This window comes from Microbacterium sp. K36, from assembly GCF_004794355.1.
GTDB classification, from domain to species: domain Bacteria; phylum Actinomycetota; class Actinomycetes; order Actinomycetales; family Microbacteriaceae; genus Microbacterium; species Microbacterium paraoxydans_D.
In genome coordinates this window covers 75,796-92,583 of record NZ_SSDN01000068.1, presented here as the reverse complement: position 1 = coordinate 92,583, position 16,788 = coordinate 75,796, and the positions used below count along the sequence as shown (strand labels likewise).

Sequence of the window (16,788 nt, the reverse complement as noted above, 5' to 3'; positions counted from 1 at the left end):
CGGGTTCTACGACTTGATGTACGGCTTGCCGCTGGCGGCAGGGCCGCGGATCTGTCCGGCGAACCCGGCGACCGCGAGCAGCGTGACCACGTACGGGAGCATGAGCATGAACTCACCGGGGATCGGCGTCTTCAGGATCGAGAGCAGGTTCTGCAGGTTCGTCGCGAATCCGAAGAGCAGGGCGGCGAGCGTCGCGCGGATCGGGTCCCAGCGCCCGAAGATCACCGCGGCGAGGGCGATGAAGCCGAGTCCGGCCGTCATCTCCTTGCCGAACTGCGGGACCGAGACGAGCGTGAAGTACGCGCCGCCGATGCCGGCGATCGCGCCCGCGAGCAGCACGTTCCAGAAGCGGGTCGGGTTGACCCGGATGCCGACCGTGTCGGCCGCCTGCGGGTGCTCGCCCACGGCGCGGAGGCGCAGGCCCCACTTGGTGCGGTACAGGCCCCACGCGACGACGGCCACGGTGATGAACATGAGGTACACGATGAAGGTCTGGTTGAAGAGCACCGGACCGATGATCGGGATGTCGCTCAGCACCGGGATCTCGATGCGGGAGAAGCGCACCGGGGTGTTCAACTCGGCCTCGTTCGGGGCGAGGAGCGCGCCGTAGAGGAAGCCGGTGAGGCCGGTGACGAGGACGTTGAGCACGACACCGACGATGACCTGCTCGACGAGGTACTTGATGGCGAATGCCGCCAGCACGCTCGCCACGAGCACGCCGCCGATCATGGCGCCGATGAGGCCGACGAAGGCGTTGCCGGTGATGCTGGACAGCAGCGCCGCCGAGAAGGCGCCGAGGAGCAGCTGCCCCTCGATGGCCACGTTGACGACACCGGCCCGTTCGCCGATGACGCCGCCGAGCGCGCCGAACACGAGCGGCACCGACAGCGACACGGCGCCGAAGAGCAGGCTCGTGACGGGGACGAGGCCCCCGGCGGCGGCCCAGACGAGGAACGCGAAGACGGCGAGCACGCCATAGGCGACGATGAGCCAGATCGACGGCGCACGGTACGTCCATGCCCGGAGGAAGGCCCCGACCGTGAGGACGACGAGCACGGCGAAGACCACCCAGAAGGTCGGCGCGGTGGGAAGCTCCACGTCGGGGAGCTCGAACGCCGACGTGCGGTCGCCGAGCCGGAAGGTGCTGATACCGCTGCGCGGCACGGCGAGGAAGAGCACCGCCAGCAGCGCGGTGACGACCGCGAGGCTGATCGGCGCCTTGAGGTGGCGCTCCCGGACGGTGGCGAGCTGCACCGTGCCGTCGGCGGCCTCGGTCTGCACGAGCGACATCATGCCGTCACCGCCTTCTTCGCGGCCTTGGCTCTCGCCTTGGCCGCCTTCTCTGCGTCGGACTTGGGGAGGAAGAACACCGTGCGCAGCAGCGGTGGCGCGGCGATGAACAGCACGACGAGCGACTGCACGACGAGCACGATGTCGACGGGGATGTCCTGCGCCTGCATGGAGAACGAGCCCGCCTTGAGGGCACCGAACAGGATTCCGGCCGCGAAGGTCCCCCACGCGCGGCTGCGTCCGAGGAGGGCGACCGTGATGGCGTCGAAGCCGATGCCGGCGTCGATGGTCTCGGTGACCCCGGTGGTGACGGCGCCCTGGAGCTGGTTCATCCCGGCGAGGCCGGCGAGGGCACCCGCGAAGAGCATCGCGTAGACGTAGACGCGCTTGACGCTGATGCCCGCGGCGCGGGCGGCGTGCGGGTTCTCCCCCACCGCGCGCATGCGCATACCCAGCGAGGAGCGCTCGATGAGCCACCACACGAACACCGTCGCGATGACCACGATGACGAAGCCGAGGTCCAGGAGCGGGAACTGCGGGCCGAGCAGGGTCGGGAACTGCGCGCTCTCCGGCGTGGCCGAGCCGAGCGCCTGGTTGGTCCCCGGTTTCTGCAGGAGCCCGGGCGTGCGGATCATCCACAGCAGCAGGTAGTACGCGATGTAGTTGAGCATGATCGTGAGGATCACCTCGTGCGCGCCCGTGCGTGCCTTGATGAGACCGGCGATGCCGCCCCAGAGCGCACCGCCGGCGATACCGGCCAGCAGCGTGACGGGGAGGTGGAACCAGATCGGCAGGTCGAGGTTGAACGTCAGCAGGGCCGCGACCGCGACGCCGACGAGCATCTGACCGCGGGCACCGATGTTGAACAGGCCGACGCGGAAGGCGAGGGCGACGCCCAGGCCGGCGGCGATCAGCGGAGCCGCGAAGCCCAGCGTGTTCGTCAGCGGGCGGATCTGCGCGGCGAAGTCGGCGCCACGGGCGTTGAAGATCGCTCCGCGGAACAGCGCCTCGTAGCCGTTGTAGACCGCGTTCCAGGCCGCGACGAACGTGTCGCTCGGCTTGGCGAAGAAGTAGCCGGAGGCTTTCTGCACGTCTTCGTTGGTGAAGGCGATGAGGATGCCGCCGACGATGAGCGCGAGGACGATCGCCAGGATCGTCGTGACCGCGCTGCCGCGGAGTATCTCCTTGAGCACGACGTTCCCGCGCGGGGCCGGGGGCACCTCGTCCGCGAGGCCCGTGCTGGGCGAGAGCTGCTCGGGCGGCAGGCCCTTCGTGACGTCTCCTGCACCGGGTGTCGCGCCGCTCACGCGGTCACCTCCGCATCGGCCGCTCCGGCCATCATGAGTCCGAGTGTCTCCCGGGGCGTGTCACCGGGGACGATGCCGACGATGGTGCCGCGGTACATGACCGCGATCCGGTCGGCGAGGGCGGCGACCTCGTCGAGCTCGGTCGAGACGACGATCACGGGGACGCCCGCGTCGCGCGTCTCGATGATCCGCTTGTGGATGAACTCGATCGAGCCCACGTCGACCCCGCGGGTCGGCTGAGCCGCCACGAAGAGTCGCAGCTCCCGGCTCATCTCGCGCGCGATCACGACCTTCTGCTGGTTGCCTCCGGAGAGGGTGCCGGCGGGGGTGTACGGGCCCTGCGTGCGGATGTCGTACTCCGCGATGCGCTCCTTGGCGAAGTCCTCCAGGGCGCCGCGGCGCAGCGTCCCGGCCCGGCTGAAGGCGACGTCGTCGGAGCGGTCGAGGATGAGGTTCTCGGCGACCGAGAATCCGGCGACGAGGCCGTCCTCCGTGCGGTCCTCCGGCACGAACCCGACACCCGCGTCGAGGATGCCGCGGACGCTCTTGCCCACGAGCTCGGTGCCGTCGAGGATGATGTTCCCCTCGACGCGCGCGGCGAGGCCGACGATGGCCTCGACGAGCTCGGTCTGGCCGTTGCCCTGCACACCGGCGACGGCGAGGACCTCGCCCGGTCGCACGGTGAAGTCGACGTCGTCGACGACGATGGCCCCGGTGGAGGTGAGCACCCGGAGGTTGCGGACCTCCAGACCACCTTCGCCGAGGCGCGGCGCCTCCTTGTGCACGGTCAGCTCGACCGCGCGGCCGACCATGAGCGAGGCCAGTTCGGCGTTGGTGGCGGTCGGCGAGGCCTCCCCCACCACTCGTCCGAGCCGGACGATCGTGATGCGGTCGGCGACCTCGCGCACCTCACGCAGCTTGTGCGTGATGAAGACGATCGCGGTGCCCTCGTCCCGGAGCTGGCGCATGATGGCCATGAGCTCGTCGGTCTCCTGCGGCGTCAGCACCGCGGTGGGCTCGTCGAAGACGAGGACCCTGGCGTCGCGGGACAGCGCCTTGATGATCTCGACGCGCTGCTGCACGCCCACCGGCAGGTCGCCGACGACGGCGTCCGGATCGATGTCGAACCCGAACCGCGCGGCGACCGTGCGCACGTGCTCGCGTGCCTTCGCGATGTCCAGCATGCCGAGGCCCTTGGTCTGCTCGTGACCGAGCATGACGTTCTCGGCCACCGTGAACACCGGCACGAGCATGAAGTGCTGGTGCACCATGCCGATGCCGGCGGCCATAGCGTCGCCGGGGCCGCGGAAGTGCTGCACGACGTCGTCGAGGAGGATCTCGCCCTCGTCGGCCTGATACAGACCGTAGAGAACGTTCATCAGCGTCGACTTGCCTGCGCCGTTCTCCCCGAGGAGAGCGTGGATCTGACCGGGTTCGACCACGAGATCGATGTGGTCGTTCGCCACGAGGCTGCCGAATCGCTTGGTGATGCCGCGAAGTTCGAGCTTCATATCTGCACCTTATCCAGAAGAGTCACCGAGGAGAATCGTCGCCGCCCACAGTGCGGGGCGAGTGGCAGCCTGCGCCACTCGCCCCGTGCTGGGTACGGCTCCGACTCAGCGGGTGGGAGAGTTCTCGGACTCCACCGTGATGTCACCGGAGATGATCTGCTCCTGGAGAGCGGCCAGCTCGTCCGTGAGGCCCTCGGGCAGGTCCGCCTCGAAGTCGCCGAAGCCGGAGAGCTTCACGCCCTCGTTCTCGAGCGTGCCGATGTAGGGCTCCGGGTCGAACTCGCCGGCGGCGGCCGCGAGCGTCGCGTCGCGGACGGCCACGTCGATGGCCTTCATGATCGAGACGAGCGTGATGTCGGCGACGCTGGGGTCGGCGACGGCGAGGTCGCTGTCGACGCCGAGCATCAGCGTGTCCTTGCCGCTGTCGTTGATCGCCGCTGCGGCGCTCTGGTAGACCGGGCCGCCGACGGGGAGGATGACGTCGACACCCTGGTCGAGCACGCCCTGAGCGGTCTGCTTGGCCGTGTCGTTGGCGTCGAAGCCGCCCGTGAAGGAGCCCTTCTGGGTGGCGGCGTCCCAACCGAAGACCTGGACGTCGGCCGACTTGTCCTCGTTGTACTTCTCGACACCGAGCTGGTAGCCGTCCATGAAGACGGCGACCGACGGGATCTGCATGCCGCCGAAGGTGCCGACCTTGTTCACGCCGGCCTCTGCGGACCAGGCGGCCGCGGCGTAGCCGCCGAGGTAGGCAGCCTGGGCGGTGTCGAAGACGAGGGGCTTGATGTTCGGCGCGTCGGTGGTGCCGTCGAAGTCGTTGTCGGCCCAGTCGTCGATGATCGCGTAGTCGATCTCGGGGTTCGCGAGCGCGGACTCGACCGTGGCGGCGGACAGCTTGAAGCCGACCGAGACGATCAGCGAGCAGCCCTCGGAGACGGCGGTCTCGAGGTTCGGCGCGTAGTCGTTGTCGTTGGCGGACTCGAACTCCAGCGGCTTGATGCCGAGCTCGTCGGCGGCGCTGTCCATGCCCTCCTTGGCCGACTGGTTGAACGACTTGTCGTTCCAGCCGCCGGCGTCGGAGATGAGGCAGGGCTTGAAGTCGGAGTCGACGGGGGCGGATCCGCCCTCGGACTCGTCGGTCGGCGCCTGACCGCAGCCGGCAAGAGCGAAGACGACACCGGCGGCGACCGTCGCGCCGAGCAGCTTCTTGGTGGTGGAGATGGTCACGGATGCCTCCCTCAACGAACCCGCGGCCATCGCGGATCGATCAAAGTTACCTAGTGTTTCGACGTTCGTGCACGTCGGCCCCGGGCGGCCGGGCCAATGGTTACAAAGCTGAAATCAACCCTGCCGATGAGCACGGGGCGGTGCTCATCAGAGCACGTCACCCTGTCCGTTGAGTTTCAGCGACTCGACCACGCCCTTCACGCGCTGCGCGTTCTCGACCGTCGTGACCAGGAGCGCATCGGGGGTGTCGACCACGACGATGTCCTGCACCCCCACCAGGCTGATGACACGGGTGGTCTGGCTCACGAGGATGCCGCTGGCCGCATCGGTGAGCACCCGGGCGCGGGGTCCGAGGACGGCGAGGTCGTTCTTGCGGCCGTTCGTGATGAGCTTCGTCAGCGACGCGAAGTCCCCCACGTCGTCCCAGTCGAAGTGCCCGGGGACGACCGCGAGGCGTCCGCGCCGTGCCGCCGGCTCCGCGACGGCATAGTCGATCGCGATCTTCTTCAGCCGCGGCCAGATGCGGTCGACGGCGGGCCCGCGGAGCTCCCGGTCGTCCCAGGCCTCGGCGAGCTCGAGCAGGCCGGCGTGCAGCGCGGGCTCGTTGGCGGCGAGCTCGTCCAGCAGGACGCTCGCCTTCGCGATGAACATGCCCGCGTTCCACAGGTACGTGCGCTCGGCGAGGTAGGCCTTGGCCGTCTCCAGATCCGGCTTCTCCACGAAGCTCTCGACGAGGGCCGCCTCCCGCGCCCGCTCCACGACCAGCTCCGGCCCCTTCTTGATGTAGCCGAAGCCGACCGCCGGCTCCGTGGGCGCGATGCCGATCGTGCAGATGTAACCCTCCCTCGCGACCTCGACCGCGTCGCGGACGGCGAACTCGAAGACGCGGGTGCCCCGGATGACGTGGTCCGCGCTGAACGAGCCGATGATCACGTCCGGGTTGCGCCGGTGCAGCACGGCCGCAGCCAGCCCGATCGCCGCCGCGGATTCGCGGGGCTCCGACTCCAGGAAGACGTTGAGGTCGGCGATACCGGGCAGCTCGGCCTCCACCGCCGCACGATGGGCGCGCCCGGTGACCACCGCGATCCGGTCCGGACCGGCGAGCGGCTCCAGACGGTCCCATGTGTCGCGCAGCAGCGAATGGCCGGAGCCGGTGAGGTCGTGCAGGAACTTCGGGGCGTCCGCCCTGGACAGCGGCCACAGCCGACTGCCGATGCCGCCGGCAGGGATGACCGCGTAGAAGTCTTCGATCGGCTCGCTCATGCAGGCCAGCGTACCGGCGGCGCTATCGTCGACCCATGAGCCGGTCCCGCAGACCCCCGATCGCCCACGTCCGCCGCCTCGCCGCCGCCGTCGTCGCCGGCGTCCTGGCCGTCCTCGTCCTCACTCCCGCCGTCGCCTCCGCGGCCGGCGGACCCGCGGGTGACGTGTTCGCGCGGACGAACGCCCAGCGGACCGCTGCCGGGCTGCCCGCGCTGGTGTCCGATCCCGGCCTCGATGCTGCCGCCGCGGAGTGGGCACGTCAGCTGGCGTCGTCGTGCACCTTCGAGCACAGCTCCTCCGCCTGGCGCAGCGCCCGCGTCGCCGCCTTCGGCTGGACGGCGAGCGGGGAGAACATCGCGGCCGGACAGCCGGACGCCGCCGCGGTCGTCTCGAGCTGGATGGCGTCGCCCGGTCACAAGGCCAACATCCTCGACCGCCGCTACACCGGGCTGGGAGTCGGCTACGCCACCGGCTCCTGCTACCGCACCTACTGGGTGCAGATCTTCGGCGTCGGCTCGCCGGTGAAGACCCTTCCCGGAGGTGCCGGCGATCTCAACGGCGATCGGTCGGCCGATGTGCTGGCTCGGACCGCCTCCGGAGACCTCCGCCTGTATCCCGGCACCGGGAACGGACGATTCGGGACGGCGACCACCGTCATCCCCGGCTGGGGCGATCGCGCCTTCACTCCCCTCGGCGACTTCACGGGGGATCGCATCCCCGACATCGCCCGCGTGGAGGCGGACGGCCGGCTGTCGCTCTACTCCGGCACTGGGCGCGGTGGCTTCGCCGCTCCGGTCGCGATCGGCACCGGGTGGTCGCGGTTCACCCAGCTCATCGGCGGCATGGACTTCGACGGCGACCGCCTCGCGGACGTCATCGCCCGCGCGCCGTCGGGAGAGCTCCTCCTCTACCGGGGGAACGGCCGTGGCGGGTGGCTCTCCGGCGGCGCGCGCATCGGCTCCGGATGGCAGAACTTCACGGCGGTCTTCAGCCCCGGCGATTTCACCGGCGACTCCCGCAGCGACCTCATCGGCCGCCGGGCCGACGGGACGCTCTGGCTCTACGCCACCACAGGGAAGGGCTCCTGGGCCCCCGGGCGACAGATCGGGAAGGGGTGGGGATCGTTCACGGCCCTGGCCGGAGCCGGCGACTTCGACGGCAACGGCACGCAGGACATCCTCGCCAGGAACGCGGCAGGCGCGCTCCTGCTGTACGGAGGCACCGGGCGGGGCGGATTCCTCCCGGCGCGGTCGGTGGGGAGCGGGTGGAACGGCATCGCGCAGCTCGGCTGACCACGCGCCGGACTTAGGGTTGCCTTCGTCGCCCGGGGCCTCCGCGCGGGAATAGGATGGACACCGATCGGGCGTGCCTGACCCTCCTCCAGGCCAGATGTGGACGAAGCAGCGCACGCGACCGAAACACATCGATCCAGGGAGGACGACCGTGTCCACAAGCGCTCGCTTGACACCGTCGATTTCGGAAACCACGTCCAAGACCCCCCGCGGCACCCTCTACCGGGGTCGCGAAGGCATGTGGTCGTGGGTGCTTCACCGCATCACCGGAGTCGCCATCTTCTTCTTCCTGTTGGTGCACGTGCTCGACACGGCGCTGATCAGGGTGTCGCCGGAGGCGTACGACGCTGTCATCGGCACATACAAGAACCCGGTCATGGCGATCGGCGAGGTCGTGCTCGTGGCGGGCATCGTGTTCCACGCCATGAACGGCCTGCGCATCATCGCCGTCGACTTCTGGTCGAAGGGCGCCAAGTACCAGCGCCAGCTCTTCTGGGGCGTGCTGCTCGTGTGGGGCATCATCATGGCCGGCTTCGTGCCGCGCCACCTGATGCTCGCGTTCGCCGGCTTCGGAGGAGGACACTGATGACCGCCCAGACCGTCGCCGCTCCCGCCCGTCGCCAGCGCGGGATCAACCTCGAGAAGTGGGGCTGGGTCTTCATGCGCGTCTCGGGCGTCGTGCTCGTCGTGCTGATCTTCGGCCACCTCTTCGTCAACCTCATGGTCGGCGAAGGCATCCACGCCCTCGACTTCGCCTTCATCGCCGGCAAGTTCGCCACGCCGTTCTGGCAGTGGTGGGACGTGCTGATGCTCTGGCTCGCGCTCATCCACGGTGCCAACGGCATGCGGACGATCGTGAACGACTACGTGACCAACCCCACCGCGCGCAAGGCGCTCGTCTGGGCCCTCGGCCTGGCCGCGGGCCTGCTCATCCTCCTCGGCACCCTGGTCGTCTTCACGTTCGACCCGTGCCTGGGTGTGACCGAGTCGAGCACGCTGTGGGAGACCTGCCAGGCGCAGGGCTAGAAGAAGAGGCAAACGAGAAGTGACTACCCAGACGCAGGATTCCGTCGTCCGTGACGGCGTGCACTACCACCAGTTCGACATCGTCATCGTGGGCGCCGGCGGCGCCGGGATGCGGGCGGCCATCGAGGCCGGCCCCGGCGCGAAGACGGCCGTGATCTCCAAGCTGTACCCGACGCGCTCGCACACCGGTGCCGCGCAGGGCGGCATGGCGGCGGCCCTCGCGAACGTCGAGGAGGACTCCTGGGAGTGGCACACCTTCGACACCGTCAAGGGCGGCGACTACCTCGTCGACCAGGACGCGGCGGAGATCCTCGCGAAGGAGGCCATCGACGCGGTCATCGACCTCGAGAACATGGGTCTCCCCTTCAACCGCACCCCCGAGGGCAAGATCGATCAGCGTCGCTTCGGCGGACACACAGCCGAGCACGGCAAGACCCCGGTCCGCCGCGCCTGCTACGCCGCCGACCGCACCGGTCACATGATCCTGCAGACGCTGTTCCAGAACTGCGTCAAGCTCGGCATCAACTTCTTCAACGAGTTCTACGTGCTCGACCTCATCACTGTGAAGGACGCGGCGGGTGCCACGCAGGTCGCGGGCGTCGTCGCGTACGACCTCGCCACGGGCGAGCTGCACGTCTTCCAGTCCAAGGCCGTGATCTTCGCGACCGGCGGTTTCGGCAAGATCTTCAAGACCACCTCCAACGCGCACACCCTCACGGGCGACGGCGTCGGCATCGTGTGGCGCAAGGGCCTCCCCCTCGAGGACCTCGAGTTCTTCCAGTTCCACCCGACCGGCCTCGCCGGCCTCGGCATCCTCCTCACCGAGGGCGCCCGCGGTGAGGGCGCGATCCTGCGCAACGCCTCGGGTGAGCGCTTCATGGAGCGGTACGCCCCGACGATCAAGGACCTCGCGCCCCGAGACATCGTCGCGCGCTGCATGGTCCAGGAGGTCGCGGAGGGACGCGGCGCCGGCCCTCACAAGGACTATGTGCTGCTGGACTGCACGCACCTGGGCGCCGAGGTGCTGGAGACCAAGCTCCCCGACATCACCGAGTTCGCCCGCACCTACCTGGGCGTCGACCCGGTCGTGGAGCCGGTCCCCGTGATGCCGACCGCGCACTACGCCATGGGCGGCATCCCCACGAACAACAACGGCGAGGTGCTCGCGGACAACGACACCGTCGTCCCGGGCCTCTACGCCGCCGGCGAGTGCGCCTGCGTCTCGGTGCACGGCGCCAACCGACTCGGCACGAACTCGCTGCTCGACATCAACGTGTTCGGCAAGCGGAGCGGCCGCAACGCCGTCGAGTACGTCAAGACGGCCGAGTTCGTCCCGCTGCCGGAGAACCCCGCCGCCTTCGTCTCCGACATGCTCGAGGGCCTGCGCAACAACCAGGGCACCGAGCGGATCGCGGTCCTGCGCAAGACGCTGCAGGACGAGATGGACAAGGGCGCGCAGGTGTTCCGCACGCACGAGTCGCTGCAGCACGTCCTCGGTGTGATCGCGGAGCTCCGCGAGCGCTACAAGAACGTGCACGTCGACGACAAGGGCCACCGGTTCAACACCGACCTGCTCGAGGCCGTCGAGCTGGGCTTCCTGCTCGACATCGCCGAGGTCGTCGTCTACGCCGCGCAGAACCGCGAGGAGAGCCGCGGCGGCCACATGCGCGACGACTTCCCGAAGCGCGACGACGACAACTACATGAAGCACACCATGGCGTACCTCACGGGCGACCCGCACTCCTCCGACCCGAGCGATCACATCAAGCTCGACTGGAAGCCGGTCGTCTTCACCAAGAACGACAAGGGCGAGTTGAACTACCCGCCGATGGAGAGGAAGTACTGAGCATGTCGAACGCCATCGCCGAAGCGCCGGCCGAGACGACCGAAGACACCGGGATCCAGTCCTTCATCGTCACCTTCAACATCCGCCGGTTCGACCCCGAGGTCGACGCCGAGCCGCACTGGGTCGACTACGACGTGGAGCTCTACTCCACCGACCGCGTGCTCGACGCCCTGCACAAGATCAAGTGGGAGGTCGACGGCTCGCTGACCTTCCGCCGCTCCTGCGCGCACGGCATCTGCGGCTCCGACGCCATGCGCATCAACGGCCGCAACCGCCTGGCCTGCAAGACGCTGATCAAGGACCTCGACATCTCGAAGCCGATCTACGTCGAGGCCATCAAGGGCCTGCCGCTGGAGAAGGACCTCGTCGTCGACATGGAGCCGTTCTTCGCGTCGTACCGCGAGGTGCAGCCGTTCCTCGTCGCGAACTCCGTGCCGGAGAAGGGCAAGGAGCGCACGCAGTCCATCGCCGACCGCGAGATCTTCGACGACACCACGAAGTGCATCCTCTGCGCCGCGTGCACCTCGTCGTGCCCCGTGTTCTGGACCGATGGGCAGTACTTCGGCCCGGCCGCGATCGTCAACGCGCACCGCTTCATCTTCGACTCGCGCGACGACAACGCCGCCGTGCGGCTCGACATCCTCAACGACAAGGAGGGCGTCTGGCGCTGCCGCACGACCTTCAACTGCTCCGAGGCCTGCCCCCGGGGCATCGAGGTCACCAAGGCCATCGCCGAGGTGAAGCAGGCGGTCCTCCGCGGCCGTCCCTGACGCGCCGACACAGGCATTCACACGAGAACAGGCGGTCCCGGACGGGGCCGCCTGTTCTCGCGTCTGTGCCTGTTCTCGCGGAGGCAGGCAGGGCGCGCGAAGGCGGGGCCCGCGCTTGGGTAGGGTGGGGGCGTGTCCGAGCCCGGTTCGGCGACCGACCGTCGCCTCGATGTCGCGGTCGAGCGCGCGACCGCGCTGACCCGGCGCACCCTCGGCCTCTTCCCGGTGCGGGTGTGGCGGCACTTCCTGCAGCACAACGGCTTCCTGCTCGCCGCCGGGGTGAGCTACCAGGCGCTCTTCGCCATCTTCGCCGCGATCTACCTCGCGTTCGCCATCGCGGGCCTCTGGCTCGGCGGCAGCGAGGAGGCCGTGAACGGCCTCATCGACATCATCAACAACTACATCCCGAACCTCATCCTCGACGAGGGCGGCGTCTTCACCCCCGCGCAGGTGCAGGAGATCGCGTCGAACACCAGCGGGTTCCTCGGCATCACCGGTCTCATCGCCCTCGGCACGGTGATCTGGACCGCGATCGGGTGGGTGACCTTCTCGCGGCGGGCCGTGCGCGACATCTTCGGTCTCGAGCCCGACCGGCGCAGCTACCTCCTCCTCAAGGCGCGCGACCTGCTCGCCGCCCTGATCTTCGGCGTCGCGCTCATCGTCGGCTCCGCCCTCAGCTCGGCCAGCGCCGCGGTCCTCAGCTGGGTGCTGTCACTGCTGGGCTGGGATGCCGGCTCCGAGGGCCTCAACATCAGCATCCGGATCGGCACCGTCCTGGTGTCGTTCGTCCTGCTGACGGGAGCGCTGGCGGCGATGGTGCGCTTCCTCACCGGCACCTCGCTGCACTGGGGCACCATCTGGCCCGGCGCCCTCCTCGGCGGCGCGGCCATGACGGTGCTGCAGTTCGGGGTCGGATTCCTGTTGAGCTACACGCCGTCGAACCCGCTGCTGGCGACCTTCGCGATCTTCGTCGGACTGCTGCTGTGGTTCCGGGTGAACGGGGTGGTCATGCTCGTTGCCGCCTCGTGGATCGCCGTCGCCGCCCAGGACCGCGACCTCCCGCTCCTGCTGCCGACGGAGGCCGAGCGGCGGGTGGCCGAGCACGCCACGCTGCTCTCCGCGGCACGGATCCGACTGCGCGACGCCCGCGCCGCGCGCGACGAGGCCCCGTGGTACCGGACCTGGGCGGCCGGGCACGCCGTCCGCGAGGCGGAGGACGAGGTCGCACGGCTGGAGGCCTCCGCTCCCCCGCCCGCACCCCCGACGTCCCCTCTCGCGCAGCGCCTGCTCTCGGAGCTCGACCACCGTCAGAACCGCGATGTCGGCGGTGCTCGTTAGGCTGGAGGAATGCCTCACCTGCGTATCGCCTCGGTCAACGTCAACGGGATCCGGGCGGCCGCCCGCAACGGGATGAGCACCTGGCTGGACGCCGCAGACATCGACATCCTCACCCTTCAGGAGGTGCGAGGGCAGGATGAGCACATCGAGGCCGCCCTCCCCGGCTGGACCTTCGTGCACGACGAGGCCACGGCCAAGGGGCGCGCGGGCGTCGCGATCGCCAGCCGCCTCCCCGCGCTCGCCTCCCGGGCGGACTTCGGCCCGGAGGACTTCGACTCCAAGGGCCGCTGGATCGAAGCCGACTTCCTGATCGGCGACCGTCCGCTCACTGTCGTCAGCGCCTACGTGCACTCCGGCGAGGCCGACACCCCGAAGCAGGACGAGAAGTGGAAGTTCCTCGACGCGTTCGAGGCTCGACTGGCGAGCCTGAACACCGACGGCGCCCTCGCCCTCGTCACCGGCGACCTCAACGTGGGGCACCGCGAACTCGACATCAAGAACTGGCGCGGCAACCGCACCAAGGCCGGCTTCCTGCCGCGCGAGCGCGCCTACTTCGATCGCTTCCTCGGTGAGGCGGGGACGTCGGTCACCGGCGTCGACGGCTCGGTCGGCACGGGCCTGGGCTGGGTCGACGTCGGCCGCCGCTTCCACGGCGAGGTGGAAGGGCCGTACACCTGGTGGTCCATGCGCGGGAAGGCCTTCGACAACGACTCGGGCTGGCGCATCGACTACCACCTGGCCACGCCCGCCCTCGCCGAGCGCGTCCAGGCGTACCACGTGGCCCGTGCGGCCGCGTACGACCAGCGCTGGAGCGACCACGCGCCGGTCGTCGTCGACTACACCTACTGACCCGGTTCCGGCCGCTCGGAGGGCGACGACTCCGACTCCCGGTACCATCCGCGGTACTCCAGAACGGTGCCGAGCACGGGGTTCACGGCGCGCATGTCGATCGTGCGTCGGCGGTGCTCGGCGTCCCAGCCGTCGACGAGGTCCACGCGCACCCCGAGCGGACCGGGCAGGGCGAACCGCCGACCGCACAGCCGCAGGGCGACCCGGACGGTGCGCATCCGCAGGAAGCCCTCCGCCGTCACACTGCACTCCTCGATGAGCTCCACACGGCCGCGGGCGCCGAGGAGATTCCGGACCAGTCCCGGCCGCACGCTCACCGTCAGCCGGTCGACGATCCGTGCGGTCCGCCCGGGGAAGAGGAACTCGCGGGTGGAGTTCAGCGTCGCGCGGCCGGTCTCCGCACGCCCCGTGATCGTGCGGAGGACGAACGGCACGTCCCGCCCCGACGTCGGCACCAGCAGCCCCGGTCCCACGATCGGACGCGCGAGAGCCGCCCAGCGGCCGAACCGGCTCCCCGCGACCGCGAACACCCCCTCCGCGTGCCCCGCCGGAGCCGGAGCGCGGTACTGCGCGAGGATCTCCGGATGGAGACGCTCCGCTTCCGCGCCCAGGGCATCGAGGAACACCTGTCCGCGCCTCAGGGGCATGCCGTCCGTCATGACGTCAGCGTAGGGGATGCGGCGACGCCGGGCTTCGCCGCGCAGACGCATAGGATTGACGGGTGAACAAGCCTCGTCTCTACTCCGGAATGCAGCCCTCCGCCGACTCCCTCCAGATCGGCAATTACATCGGCGCGCTCCTGCAGTGGCGAGAGCTCCAGACCTCGTACGACGCGTTCTTCTCCGTCGTCGACCTGCACGCCCTCACGGTCGCCCAGAACCCGGCCGAGCTGCGCGAGAAGACCCGCAGGACCGCCGCGCAGTACATCGCCGCGGGCATCGAGCCGTCACAGTCGACGCTGTACGTGCAGTCGCACGTCCGTGCGCACGCCGAGCTCGCCTGGATCCTCAGCACGATCACCGGCTTCGGCGAGGCCGGACGGATGACCCAGTTCAAGGACAAGTCGGCCCGCTACGGCGCCGATGCGACCAGCGTCGGCCTCTTCACCTATCCGGTGCTCATGGCCGCCGACATCCTGCTCTACCAGACCGACGTCGTGCCGGTCGGCGACGACCAGAAGCAGCACGTCGAGCTCACCCGCGACCTCGCGGAGCGCTTCAACTCGCGGTTCGGCGAGACCTTCACGGTGCCGGTCCCGGTCATCCAGAAGGAGACCGCACGGATCTACGACCTGCAGAACCCGACGGCCAAGATGTCGAAGTCGGCCGAGAGCGACGCCGGTGTGCTGTGGATGCTCGACGACCCGGCGAAGTCGGCGAAGAAGATCATGCGCGCGGTGACCGACAACGAGGGCACCGTGCGGTTCGATCGCGAGGCCAAGCCCGGCGTCTCGAACCTCCTGACCATCTACGCCGCGCTGACCGGACGCCAGATCCCCGCGATCGAGGACGAGTACGCGGGCCGCGGCTACGGCGATTTCAAGAAGGGCCTCGCCGAGGTCGTCGTGGAGGAGTTCGCACCGGTGCGCGACCGTGCTCTCGAACTCCTCGACGACCCGGCGGAGCTCGACCGGATCCTCGCCGAGAACGCCTCCCGCGCCGACGCCGTCGCCGACCGGACCCTGTCCGACGTCTACGACCGGGTCGGGCTGCTGCGCCGCGTATGAGCCACGGCCGACCCTAGGATGACATCGTGACCGATCCGCAGCTGCCCCCTCCCCCCGGCGCGATGCCGCCCCTCCCCCCGGCGACCTCGGTCCCTCAGGAGCCGGCATCCGGTGCGGTCCCGCCGCCCGCGTACCCGTCGGCACCGCCGGCTCCTCCGGCACCGTACGCGCCCGCCGGCGGATACGGCCAGCCGGCACCCCCCGCCGCGCCTCCCGGGGCGTATCAGGTGCCCGTGGGCGGCTACGCGGCCCCGTCCGGCACGTACACCGCTCCGGACGCCGCACCGAAGCCCTCGGGGTTCCTCGGCCTGCTCGCTCTCGGCCTCTCGATCCTCGCGGCCGTCGTCATGCCGATCATCGGCGGCATCAGCGCGTTCGAGGTCGGCCACCGCATCCCGCAGGGCTTCAGCGGCTCCACGGGCGATCTCGGGTTCCTGTCCCCCGCGCGCGACCAGGTGCTGTGGACGGAGCTGTCCTTCTGGGCCGGGACGGTGCTCGGCATCGCCGCGATCGTGCTGGGGATCATCGCGATCCGCAGGAAGCAGGGGCGCGGAGCGGGCATCGCCGCGCTCATCGTCGCCGTGCTCGGCGCGATCATCTTCTTCGTCGCCGTCTTCACCGCTTTCGCCGTCGGCGGCGCGGCGGGGTACGCCACCTTCACGACCTGACACGCGGCGCGCAGCGTCCTCAGCGAGGGGCGTGGTGCTTCTGCTGTGCGGCGAGCAGCCCTTCGTCGACGAGGAGCTCGACCGCATCCGCCGCGTCCCCCACGAGCAGCGGCAAGTTGGCGCGCTCGTCCTTGCCGAACGGGGAGAGCACCCAGTCGGCCGGGTCCTGACGCCCCACCGGGCGACCGATGCCCACGCGCACCCGGGGGAAGTCCGGGCTCGTGAGCGCTCGCGCGATGTCGCGGACGCCGTTGTGCCCGCCATGCCCTCCTCCGGTCTTGAGCTTGACCGTGTCGAACGGGATGTCGAGCTCATCGTGCACGACGACGACGTGGTCGAGAGGGACGGAGTAGAACCGCGCGAGGGCGGCGACGGGTGTGCCCGAGACGTTCATGAACGTGTTCGGCTTCGCGAGCACGAGCTTGTCGGCGCCGGGGCGGAACCAGGTCTCGACGACGCGCGCACCGCCCTTGTGCTCCCGGAAGCTCTCGCCGCGCCGGGCCGCGAGTTCGTCGACGACCATCTGGCCGATGTTGTGGCGGGTCGCCTCATAGCGGGGTCCGGGGTTGCCGAGACCGACCACGAGCCAGGTCGCTGCCATTCCTCGTCCTCTCTCGCCGGAGCCGTCGCCCCGGTCAGGATACGACGGAGGGGACGCGATCCGATCGCGTCCCCTCC

16 protein-coding genes are annotated in these 16,788 nt (G+C 69.7%); 9 read left to right on the top strand and 7 right to left on the bottom strand.

Annotated elements, in window-relative coordinates; all coding sequences use genetic code 11:
- Positions 1 to 6 precede the first annotated feature (6 nt).
- The 5 genes from DW296_RS07425 to DW296_RS07405 form a co-directional block, all read right to left on the bottom strand.
- A complete protein-coding gene (locus tag DW296_RS07425) occupies positions 7 to 1,290 on the bottom strand; it encodes an ABC transporter permease (protein WP_082749974.1) in 1,284 nt (427 codons plus the stop codon).
- A complete protein-coding gene (locus DW296_RS07420) occupies positions 1,290 to 2,597 on the bottom strand; it encodes an ABC transporter permease (RefSeq protein WP_205807892.1) in 1,308 nt (435 codons plus the stop codon). The genes DW296_RS07425 and DW296_RS07420 overlap by 1 nt, the downstream gene beginning before the upstream one ends.
- A complete protein-coding gene (locus tag DW296_RS07415; RefSeq protein WP_136051706.1) occupies positions 2,594 to 4,108 on the bottom strand; it encodes an ABC transporter ATP-binding protein in 1,515 nt (504 codons plus the stop codon). Before DW296_RS07415 ends, DW296_RS07420 begins: the two co-directional genes overlap by 4 nt.
- A 105-nt stretch (positions 4,109 to 4,213) precedes the next feature.
- On the bottom strand, positions 4,214 to 5,332 hold the full coding sequence (locus tag DW296_RS07410; RefSeq protein ID WP_136051705.1) for a BMP family lipoprotein: 1,119 nt from the start codon (positions 5,330 to 5,332) through the stop codon (positions 4,214 to 4,216).
- Between the two features lie 147 nt (positions 5,333 to 5,479).
- The gene (locus DW296_RS07405) at positions 5,480 to 6,595 is read right to left on the bottom strand and encodes a mannose-1-phosphate guanylyltransferase (RefSeq protein WP_060921492.1); all 1,116 of its coding nucleotides are present in this window, start codon (positions 6,593 to 6,595) and stop codon (positions 5,480 to 5,482) included.
- Between the two features lie 35 nt (positions 6,596 to 6,630).
- Between DW296_RS07405 and DW296_RS07400 the strand changes: the two genes are divergently transcribed.
- The 7 genes from DW296_RS07400 (at position 6,631) to DW296_RS07370 (ending at position 13,716) form a co-directional block, all read left to right on the top strand.
- Positions 6,631 to 7,887, top strand: coding sequence for an FG-GAP-like repeat-containing protein (locus tag DW296_RS07400; protein ID WP_136051704.1), 1,257 nt, complete (start codon positions 6,631 to 6,633; stop codon positions 7,885 to 7,887).
- A gap of 151 nt (positions 7,888 to 8,038) precedes the next feature.
- On the top strand, positions 8,039 to 8,473 hold the full coding sequence (sdhC, locus tag DW296_RS07395; protein WP_082758508.1) for a succinate dehydrogenase, cytochrome b556 subunit: 435 nt from the start codon (positions 8,039 to 8,041) through the stop codon (positions 8,471 to 8,473).
- Positions 8,473 to 8,913: a succinate dehydrogenase hydrophobic membrane anchor subunit gene (locus tag DW296_RS07390; protein ID WP_060921490.1), complete on the top strand. Its 441-nt coding sequence runs from the start codon at positions 8,473 to 8,475 to the stop codon at positions 8,911 to 8,913. The genes sdhC and DW296_RS07390 overlap by 1 nt, the downstream gene beginning before the upstream one ends.
- A 19-nt stretch (positions 8,914 to 8,932) precedes the next feature.
- On the top strand, positions 8,933 to 10,759 hold the full coding sequence (gene sdhA / locus DW296_RS07385; RefSeq protein ID WP_136051703.1) for a succinate dehydrogenase flavoprotein subunit: 1,827 nt from the start codon (positions 8,933 to 8,935) through the stop codon (positions 10,757 to 10,759).
- Between the two features lie 2 nt (positions 10,760 to 10,761).
- Entirely contained in the window at positions 10,762 to 11,529 is a 768-nt protein-coding gene (locus DW296_RS07380; protein ID WP_025105655.1) for a succinate dehydrogenase iron-sulfur subunit, read from the top strand.
- 132 nt (positions 11,530 to 11,661) lie between these two features.
- Positions 11,662 to 12,867, top strand: a complete 1,206-nt coding sequence (locus DW296_RS07375; protein ID WP_136051702.1) for a YihY/virulence factor BrkB family protein — start codon at positions 11,662 to 11,664, stop codon at positions 12,865 to 12,867.
- Between the two features lie 9 nt (positions 12,868 to 12,876).
- The gene (locus tag DW296_RS07370) at positions 12,877 to 13,716 is read left to right on the top strand and encodes an exodeoxyribonuclease III (RefSeq protein ID WP_136051701.1); all 840 of its coding nucleotides are present in this window, start codon (positions 12,877 to 12,879) and stop codon (positions 13,714 to 13,716) included.
- Here the strand turns inward: DW296_RS07370 and DW296_RS07365 are convergent.
- The gene (locus tag DW296_RS07365; protein WP_240743028.1) at positions 13,710 to 14,375 is read right to left on the bottom strand and encodes a DUF4166 domain-containing protein; all 666 of its coding nucleotides are present in this window, start codon (positions 14,373 to 14,375) and stop codon (positions 13,710 to 13,712) included. The genes DW296_RS07370 and DW296_RS07365 overlap by 7 nt on opposite strands.
- A 62-nt stretch (positions 14,376 to 14,437) precedes the next feature.
- Here DW296_RS07365 and trpS point away from each other — a divergent pair, with 62 nt between their 5' ends.
- Together trpS and DW296_RS07355 are read left to right on the top strand one after the other, a co-directional pair.
- The gene (gene trpS / locus DW296_RS07360; RefSeq protein WP_136051699.1) at positions 14,438 to 15,442 is read left to right on the top strand and encodes a tryptophan--tRNA ligase; all 1,005 of its coding nucleotides are present in this window, start codon (positions 14,438 to 14,440) and stop codon (positions 15,440 to 15,442) included.
- Between the two features lie 26 nt (positions 15,443 to 15,468).
- Positions 15,469 to 16,110 carry a hypothetical protein gene (locus DW296_RS07355; protein WP_240743027.1) on the top strand — a complete coding sequence of 214 codons (642 nt, stop codon included), beginning with the start codon at positions 15,469 to 15,471 and terminating at the stop codon, positions 16,108 to 16,110.
- A 19-nt stretch (positions 16,111 to 16,129) separates the two neighbouring features.
- Here the strand turns inward: DW296_RS07355 and pth are convergent, their stop codons facing one another.
- Positions 16,130 to 16,711 carry an aminoacyl-tRNA hydrolase gene (pth, locus tag DW296_RS07350; RefSeq protein WP_136051698.1) on the bottom strand — a complete coding sequence of 194 codons (582 nt, stop codon included), beginning with the start codon at positions 16,709 to 16,711 and terminating at the stop codon, positions 16,130 to 16,132.
- Positions 16,712 to 16,788: the final 77 nt, after the last annotated feature.